Source organism: Nitrosomonas sp. (assembly GCF_024282095.1).
Classification (GTDB): domain Bacteria; phylum Pseudomonadota; class Gammaproteobacteria; order Burkholderiales; family Nitrosomonadaceae; genus Nitrosomonas.
Genome location: NZ_JAMWZS010000076.1, coordinates 1 through 3,156 on the forward strand (window position 1 = coordinate 1; position 3,156 = coordinate 3,156).

Annotated in this window: 3 protein-coding genes; all 3 read right to left on the bottom strand. The window is 46.0% G+C overall.

From position 1 onward, the window contains the following. Window positions 1–204 precede the first annotated feature (204 nt). Genes Q0K92_RS12910 through purM form a run of 3 tightly spaced genes read right to left on the bottom strand, consistent with a single transcriptional unit; the run spans window position 205 to window position 2,641 of the window. The gene (locus Q0K92_RS12910; RefSeq protein ID WP_297326203.1) at window positions 205–924 is read right to left on the bottom strand and encodes a DUF3108 domain-containing protein; all 720 of its coding nucleotides are present in this window, start codon (window positions 922–924) and stop codon (window positions 205–207) included. After that, a complete protein-coding gene (purN, locus tag Q0K92_RS12915) occupies window positions 921–1,559 on the bottom strand; it encodes a phosphoribosylglycinamide formyltransferase (RefSeq protein ID WP_297326204.1) in 639 nt (212 codons plus the stop codon). Before purN ends, Q0K92_RS12910 begins: the two co-directional genes overlap by 4 nt. A gap of 23 nt (window positions 1,560–1,582) precedes the next feature. Further along, window positions 1,583–2,641: a phosphoribosylformylglycinamidine cyclo-ligase gene (purM, locus tag Q0K92_RS12920; RefSeq protein WP_297326205.1), complete on the bottom strand. Its 1,059-nt coding sequence runs from the start codon at window positions 2,639–2,641 to the stop codon at window positions 1,583–1,585. Between the last annotated feature and the right edge of the window lie 515 nt (window positions 2,642–3,156).

Consider the following 3,156-nt stretch of genomic DNA (forward strand, 5'->3'; position numbering starts at 1 on the left):
TAGTATGCCAAAGACTGTTTCTGCAATCAATGCGCGGTCTTGTGCGCCGAGCATAGGATTCTCACGGAAAAAATTCCGTAAGATTGCATCGGCGGGATATTCCAAGGGCAGTATCGTACGTAGCGCAACTACCGCTGCGTCCAGCTGAAAAGGGGTTAATTGCATGGGTTTCCTGATGTGTGTTTGATCCGCTAATGCATCGGATTAATGACGGCCGGCTTTGTAGCTAATGTTAATTCCGGTAACTATTTTATCGATTTCTCGGCCATTTTCTTCTACTGAAACGATGCGAACAGGCAACATGTGATTGCTCGGCGCAAGCCATAGTTTCCTTTTAAGTTTGGAATTTTTATCTTCCTGACGGGTCAATACGATTGCTTCTATTTCTCCAATCGGAGTGCTGAGTATTTCTTTGGTTACTTTGTAGCGCGACAGTCGCAGACTATGCCCATTGGTAACATATCTCTCTACATAATGTTTAGGTAGCGGCGTAAACATGAAATTGTACGATAAGCTCAAGCGATCCAAAGTACCTTCCGGTAATTTTTCCTGTGCCTGATGTCCTTTATGTTGCAGCGTGATGATGTGATTCTCCCAGTCAAACACGGCCAGGCTGGGTTCTTTCTTCCCGCGTTTCTCATAGGCGCGAGAAGGCCGTAGTCCTTGTTTGGTGATGGTTCCTTCGCTATGACGCACAATGCTATTGGGTTCTATGATTTTGAAAACGCCGGTAGCTTGCGCTTCGCTATTAATAGTATAGCTATGTCCACCATGAGCATGCGTGATTTCCATTACTTCAGTGATTTCCCCTTGACCGATATCCGTTGTCACGGCGTAACTGATTTCGATGCGTGACGGTATGTCTGTCGCAAATACTGAAGAACTGAATATCCACAGTAGAAAAATCGATGAGAAAAATTTCATTCAGGTAATTCCGGTGAATAAAGTGCTGTCTCATTGACACGGGAATCCATCACTTCAACGTGAGTTTCGCTCAATTTGATCCGGTCTTCCATAAACCAGCGTACAGCCTGAGGATAGATGCGGTGTTCTTGCTGTAATACACGGGCCGCCAGTATTTCTTCGGTATCGCTGGGTAGTACAGGGATGGCGGCCTGAATCACAATGGGGCCATGATCCAGTTGTGGCGTGACAAAGTGGACAGTACAGCCATGAATTTTGATACCTGCTTGCAGCGCGCGCGCATGTGTTCCTAAACCAGGAAATGCGGGTAATAATGACGGATGAATATTCATTAATCGGCCTTGAAAACGGTGTACAAAGCGATCGCTGAGTATGCGCATGAAGCCGGCCAGGGCAATCAGTTTCGGCTGACAGGCATCGATTCTTTCTGCCAAGGCAGCATCGAATGCTTCGCGATCCGGAAAAGTGCGATGATCCAGGACAATGGTTTCAGTACCATATTTTTGGGCAATTGTTAAGCCTTCTGCATTGGGATTGCTACTGATGACCGTGATACGGTCCATTTCAAACTCGGCTTCCAGCAATGCCTGCATATTACTGCCACGACCCGATATCAGAATAACCAATGATTTCATGATGTTGTCGTATAAATAATCACTTACGCTAAAATAGTGGGCGGCTGAGTGGATATGCGTTGTTTGATTTCACCAATTTGCCAGACGGTTTCACCTGAAGCACGCAAACTGTGCATGGCGTTTTCGGCATGATCGCTTGCAACAACGATCACCATGCCAATGCCGCAATTAAATACACGCGCCATTTCAAGATCAGCGACATTGCCTTGTTGCTGCAACCAGTGAAATAGCGGTGGCATTTCCCATGTGTTTTTATGCAAAACTGCCATGACTTGATCCGGCAGAATACGCGGTACATTCTCGACCAATCCGCCGCCGGTAATGTGTGCTAAGCCCTTAATAGGCAATCGTTTAAGCAATTCAAGCACGGGTTTGACATAAATGCGCGTCGGCACCATGATGGTGTCGGCAAGTGTCTTGCCGTTAAAATCGCTGGACAAATCAATACGATTATTTTCAATGATCTTGCGAATCAGCGAATATCCATTGGAATGTGCGCCACTGGACGCAAGACCCAGCACAATATCGCCTTCCTGGATTGTGGTGCCATTGATGATCCGGTCTTTTTCGACGACACCGACAGCAAATCCGGCCAGATCATACTCATCGTGCGGATACATGCCAGGCATTTCGGCCGTTTCACCGCCAATCAACGCGCAACCAGCCAGTTCGCACCCTTTGGCAATACCGCTGATCACCGCAGTAGCCGTTTCCACATTGAGTTTGCCGCAAGCGAAATAATCCAGGAAAAATAAAGGTTCCGCGCCTTGTACCAGAATATCGTTGACGCTCATTGCGACCAGATCAATGCCAATGCTGTCATGCCGATTGAGCTGAAAAGCCAATTTAAGCTTAGTGCCCACGCCATCAGTACCGGAGACCAGAACAGGGTTTTGGTATTGTTTGGAAATTTCAAATAGTGCGCCAAAACCGCCGATTCCGTTGAGTACCTCGGGACGTAAAGTGCGTTTGGCAAACGGTTTGATATTTTCAACCAAGCGATCCCCTGCATCGATGTCTACGCCGGCGTCACGATAGGAAAGCTGTGTTGCATCAGGATGATCAGAATGAGATGAAGTCAAGTTGAGTTCTCGCGTGATTACTGGCCAGTGTTGCTGAAAAATTGTAATTTTACCGCAAATGAATGATGCGCACGCTGCGGATGTATAAAATCATCTGAATTTCTATTTTAATGTCCTCTGGCTGGGGCTAACATGGGATGGGTAATGAGTTGGTAATGCAATTTTGAGTGGACGATGCTTGATGGTGAGCCGGGTGCATTAATTTTTCTAAACTATGCTGTAATCATTTGAAATAACTTGGTTTTTTGTGATTCTGTTTGACATGGTGAGATAGCGGTGATATACAGAAAATACAAGAGGCCTGTCTGGTTTGCAATGGATATTCTCTTGATCTTGTGGTGCTAGATTAATTTTTAGAGGAATATGATCATGAAAGTAATCAATTCTGCATTAATGCTGTTGGGGCTTTTGGGTTTATTCTGTGGACAAGCTTATGCGACAAGCGATAGGGTAGGCGGTTCTGGAACCACGGTTAATGTTACGATCAGCGATGAAGTGTTGTGGACTACCTTGCG